The following is a 4,704-nucleotide window of genomic DNA, read 5'->3' as shown; positions in this document are numbered from 1 at the left end:
ATGCGCGTCCAGCCGGTGATGCGCGGCGATGACCCCGACCTCCCAGTCGAGGGTGCCGGCCGCGAAGCTGCGGGCCAATGCGTGTTCTTCGATCAGCAGGCGCAGCTCGGCGATCTCGCGCAGCCCCTCGGCCGAGACAGGGGCGACCTCGAAGCCCCGCTGCCCTTCGGCCATAACGAAACCGTCGGCGGCGAGGCGCGCCAGAGCCTCGCGCAAGGTGCTCGCACCGGCCGGGTAGTCCCCCTTCAGCTGATCGAGGCGCAGGCGTTGGCCCGGTTTGAGCTGGCCCATGATGATATCGTGGCGCAGGCGCTGATAGATGCCCGCGCCGACGGTTTCGCGCATCTGGGGGGTGCTGTCGCGGTTCAGCGTGACCATTCGGGATCCTGAAAGAAGCCGTGCGCGACGGTAAAGTCGATGCAGGCCCCGATATGCGAGACGAGGATGGCCCGCGCGGTCGCGGCGTCGCGTTCCAGCGCGGCGGCCAGCAATGCGCCATGCTCGCGGCTCGCATCCTCGCCCCGGAACATGACCAGCAACACCTGATAACGCTGGAACCGGTCGAAGATCCGGCGATGAGTCGAGAGAAGCTCGGACGAGCCGCAGGCGGCGATCAGCGCGGTGTGGAACTCGCGATCATAACGTTTCCACTCGGCGGTCACGTCACGGTCGCCGGTAAGCATCCTTGCCTCCATCCGGGCGAGCTTGTGATGCGCGGCGACGACCGCCGCCTCCCATTCCAGATCACCGGCGGCGAAGGACGGCCCGATGGCATGACATTCCAGCAGGACGCGCATCTCCGAGATGTCGCGCAGATCCTCGGCCGAGATCTCCGCGACCTCGAAGCCCTTCTGCGCCTCGAAAAGGATGAGCCCCTCTGCGGCGAGCCTTCCCAGAACCTCGCGCAGGGTGGCGATGCTGACCTGATAGTCGTCGCGCAGACGTTCCAGCCGCAGCTTCATGCCCGGAGCCAGACGGCCAAAGATGATGTCGTCGCGCAGACGCTGATGGGTCAGTTCACCCGTCGGGCCCGCTGCCTGCATGTCCGCTGTCATCACCATCCCCTTCCCCGCCTCCATATGGGCGCAACCGGAACGGCGCACAAGCCACGTCTAGCACAGGCATATGGTAAAACGGATTATATCAGATGATCGGAAGATAAATCATTGATCGGCGATTGCTCCGATGCCATGCTTCGCCAAGGCCGGAGGACAAGGGGAGTGTGCTCCGGCCGTTCAGGGGAGGAAAAGATGAACAATAATGTGACGCGGCGCAGCTTCGCCGCCCTTGGTGCCGCTGCCTTGGCCACGCCTTTCCTTGCGCGGATGGGCCGCGCACAGGATCCGATCAAGCTGCGCTTTTCGGCGGTGTTCTCGGAACAGGACATCCGCGCCGAGATGATGAAGAAATTCGTCGAGGCAATTGGTCCCGGCTTTGCCTATGAGGGCTTCTATGGCGGCGTCCTGTTCAAGCAGGGCACCGAGCTGGTCGCGCTTCAGCGCGGCAACCTCGAAATGTCGAACATCGCGCCCCAGGATGTGTCGAACCAGGTGCCGGCCTGGTCGGTGCTGACCTCGGGCTATCTGTTCCGCGACTCGGCGCATCTGACCAAGTTCTTCGCCTCGGACGCGGGGACCGAGATGAAGGCGCTGGCCGAGGGGCAGCTTGGCATCAAGATCCTCGGCCCGACCTTCTACGGCACGCGTCAGGTCGGGCTGAACAGCGAGAAGAAGATTAACACGCCCGCCGATCTGGCCGGGATCAAGCTGCGTATGCCGGGTGGTGAGGCCTGGCAATTCCTTGGTCAGGCGCTTGGGGCGAACCCGACGCCCATGGCCTATGCCGAGGTTTATACCGGCCTTCAGACCGGAGCCATCGACGGTCAGGACAACCCGCTGCCGAATGTCGAGAACATGAAGTTCTACGAGGTGATGAAGCAGATCGTCATGACCTCGCATCTGGTCGCATTTGACCTGCTGACGCTGTCCGGCAAGGTCTGGGAGGGGCTTTCGGACGAGCAGAAGGCGACCGTCCAGAAGGCCGCGGACGACGCCATCGCGTTTTCGACCGCCGAGCATGTGAAACGCGAGGAGGAGCTTGCCAAGTCCTTCGCCGAGCGGGGCTTGCAGGTCTACAAGCCCGATGTCGAAGCGTTCCGCAGCCATGTGCAGAAGGCGTATCTGGACTCCGCGCTTGCCAAGGACTGGCCCGAGGGGCTGGTCGATCGCATCGCGGCGCTCTGATCCGCCGATAACTGGCCCGCGCGCGCTCATGCTCTTGTCGCGCGGGTCCTTTTATTCCCGAGGTAAGCCATGTCCCCCGCAAGCCTGACCGGCTGGCTGGCCCGACGCGCCGAAAACGCGCTGGTGCTGATGCTGCTCGTCATGTTCCTCGTCTTTCTGCTGCAGATCGTCTCGCGCTATCTGCTGAACCTGCCGATCGGCTGGACGCATGAGGTCAGCGTCATGCTGTGGATCTGGCTCGTGCTGTTCGGCGCGGCCTTCGTTCTCAGCGATGACGAAGAAATGCGTTTCGACCTTTTCTATCGCGGCGTGGGTGATCGCGCGCGCAGGGTCATGGTGGTGATCTCGGCCATCGCGACGGTCGCAGCCTTCGCCGTCGCCCTGCCCGCGACCTGGGACTATGTGACCTTCATGAAGGTCGAGAAGTCGGCCTATCTGCGCATCCGGTTCGACTGGCTCTATTCGATCTATGTCCTTTTCGCCGTCGCGATGATCTTTCGCCAGCTCTGGATCGGCTTTCGCGCAATCTACGGCCGCGCACCCGACCAACCTGATCCTTTGAAGCCGAGTTCCGGTCTATGAACCTAGCCAGCCCCTTCTCGATCGCGATTGTCAGCATCACGGCACTGGCCCTTCTGGGCCTGCCGATCGGACTGGCGATGATGGTCGGTTCGATCGCCTATCTCTGGCTTGCCGGGATGGATATGGGAACCGTCGCCGAACAGTTCCTGAACGGGATGTATTCGAACTACATCATCCTTGCCGTGCCGCTTTTCATCTTCGCGGCCGAGGTCATGAACTCCGGCTCGATGACCGAACGGCTGCTGCGCTTCTGCAATGTGCTGGTCGGTCACCTGCGCGGCGGTCTGGCCCAGATCAACGTTGTGCAAAGCCTGATCTTCGCGGGCATGTCCGGCTCGGCCGTGGCTGATGCCGCGGGGTCGGGCCGGATGATGCAGAACATGATGACGCGCGAAAACCGCTATACGCCCTCCTATGCCGCCGCCCTGACGGCTGTGACGGCGGTGATCGGGCCGATCCTGCCGCCTTCGATCCCGATGGTGGTCTATGCGCTCGTCTCGGATGCCTCGATCGGCTACCTGTTCCTTGGCGGCGTGATACCGGGCCTTTTGATGACCGCGATGCAGATGGTGCAGGTGGCCTGGGATGCGCGGCGGAACAACTTCCCGATCGAGGAGCGCGTCCCGATGCGGGAGATCCCGCGCATCACGATCGCGGCCTTCCCGACCCTGCTGATGCCGGTCATTCTGCTGGGCTGCATCTATTCCGGCGTGACGACCCCGACCGAGGCCGCGGCCCTTGCCGCCGCCTATGCCGTCCTCGTCTCGACGGTGATCTATCGCAGCCTCAGCTGGCGCGAGGGTTACGAGGCGCTGCGCATCTCGGCCAAGACCTCGGCCTCGATCGGGATGATGATCGGCGGCGCCATGGTCTTCAACTATGTCGTCACGGTCGAAAACATCCCGGCCACCCTGCGCGAGATGATGACGGGCTGGGACATGACGCAGGTTCAGTTCCTCCTGCTCGTGAACGCGATCCTGCTGATCCTTGGCTGCGTGCTGGAGGGGACCGCGATCCTCCTGATCATCGTCCCGGTCTTCATCCCGACCGCGCAGGCCTTGGGGATCGACCTCGTGCATTTCGGCGTCGTCGTGATCGTCAACATCATGCTGGGGCTGGTGACGCCGCCTTACGGGCTGCTGCTCTTCATCGTCTCGAACATCTCGGGCTCGCCCATGAAGGACATCATCCGCGACTGCCTGCCCTTCCTTGCGTGGATGGTGTTGTGCCTCGCGCTCATCACCTTCTTTCCCGGCCTCGTCCTGTGGCTACCGCGCCTTGCCGGCTATGGCGGCTGATCCAGAGAAAGCGACATGACCCTCTATATCCTGAACGGACCCAACCTGAACCGGCTCGGCAAGCGCGAGCCGGAGATCTATGGCCACGCGACGCTTGCCGATGTCGAGGAATGGGCGCGCGAGGAGGCCGGTTCCCTGCCGGTCGAGTTTCGCCAGACCAATGCCGAACACCAGCTTGTCGACTGGATCCACGAGGCGATCGACGCGGGCGCGACCGGCATCATCATCAATCCCGCCGGGCTCACCTTCACCTCGGTCCCGGTGATGGACGCGCTGAAGATGTTTCCCGGTCCGATCGTCGAATTGCACATCTCGAACATCCACCGGCGCGAGCAGGTCTATCACAACTCGCTCGTCTCCGGCGTCGCCACGGCGGTCATCGCCGGAGTGGGCCCGAGAGGTTATGCCGTTGCCGTCCGGGCCATGCGGGAACTGCTGGACTAGGGTCCAGACTCATTGAGTTTCAGAGCCAGAACAAGACGGTTGCGGCTAGCAAGATCGCAGAGAAGAAGGTTTCCGGGCACCGGTCGTATCGGGTCGCGACGCGCCGCCAATCCTTCAGGCGGCCGAACATGATCTCA

Annotated in this window: 6 protein-coding genes and 1 pseudogene; 4 read left to right on the top strand and 3 right to left on the bottom strand. The window is 63.3% G+C overall.

What is annotated here, in order from left to right:
* Positions 1-378 (bottom strand): GntR family transcriptional regulator (locus tag VNQ78_RS08055; RefSeq protein ID WP_325688484.1); only part of this gene is annotated, 378 nt, incomplete at its 3' end.
* A complete protein-coding gene (locus VNQ78_RS08050; RefSeq protein WP_325688482.1) occupies positions 366-1,055 on the bottom strand; it encodes a GntR family transcriptional regulator in 690 nt (229 codons plus the stop codon). The genes VNQ78_RS08050 and VNQ78_RS08055, both read right to left, overlap by 13 nt.
* A gap of 195 nt (positions 1,056-1,250) precedes the next feature.
* On the opposite strand from VNQ78_RS08050, the gene dctP reads away from it, so the two are divergent.
* From dctP to VNQ78_RS08030, 4 genes are all read left to right on the top strand, one after another.
* Positions 1,251-2,243 carry a TRAP transporter substrate-binding protein DctP gene (gene dctP / locus VNQ78_RS08045; RefSeq protein ID WP_325688480.1) on the top strand — a complete coding sequence of 331 codons (993 nt, stop codon included), beginning with the start codon at positions 1,251-1,253 and terminating at the stop codon, positions 2,241-2,243.
* Positions 2,244-2,312: 69 nt separating this feature from the next.
* Entirely contained in the window at positions 2,313-2,825 is a 513-nt protein-coding gene (locus VNQ78_RS08040; protein ID WP_325688478.1) for a TRAP transporter small permease, read from the top strand.
* Positions 2,822-4,123: a TRAP transporter large permease gene (locus VNQ78_RS08035; RefSeq protein WP_325688476.1), complete on the top strand. Its 1,302-nt coding sequence runs from the start codon at positions 2,822-2,824 to the stop codon at positions 4,121-4,123. Before VNQ78_RS08040 ends, VNQ78_RS08035 begins: the two co-directional genes overlap by 4 nt.
* A gap of 15 nt (positions 4,124-4,138) precedes the next feature.
* Positions 4,139-4,567, top strand: coding sequence for a type II 3-dehydroquinate dehydratase (locus VNQ78_RS08030; RefSeq protein ID WP_325688474.1), 429 nt, complete (start codon positions 4,139-4,141; stop codon positions 4,565-4,567).
* Between the two features lie 19 nt (positions 4,568-4,586).
* On the opposite strand, the pseudogene VNQ78_RS08025 reads toward VNQ78_RS08030, so the two are convergent.
* Positions 4,587-4,704, bottom strand: a pseudogene (locus VNQ78_RS08025) (IS5/IS1182 family transposase); the annotation flags it as partial.

The organism is Paracoccus sp. (in: a-proteobacteria) (assembly GCF_035556475.1).
Classification (GTDB): domain Bacteria; phylum Pseudomonadota; class Alphaproteobacteria; order Rhodobacterales; family Rhodobacteraceae; genus Paracoccus.
This window is presented reverse-complemented; position numbering and strand designations above follow the sequence as displayed.

Bases quoted from the DNA above. Each gene is read 5' to 3' on its own strand.
- VNQ78_RS08050 (WP_325688482.1), bottom strand. From the start codon at position 1,055: ATGACAGCGGACATGCAGGCAGCGGGCCCGACGGGTGAACTGACCCAT.
- dctP (WP_325688480.1), top strand. From the start codon at position 1,251: ATGAACAATAATGTGACGCGGCGCAGCTTCGCCGCCCTTGGTGCCGCT.
- VNQ78_RS08040 (WP_325688478.1), top strand. From the start codon at position 2,313: ATGTCCCCCGCAAGCCTGACCGGCTGGCTGGCCCGACGCGCCGAAAAC.
- VNQ78_RS08035 (WP_325688476.1), top strand. From the start codon at position 2,822: ATGAACCTAGCCAGCCCCTTCTCGATCGCGATTGTCAGCATCACGGCA.
- VNQ78_RS08030 (WP_325688474.1), top strand. From the start codon at position 4,139: ATGACCCTCTATATCCTGAACGGACCCAACCTGAACCGGCTCGGCAAG.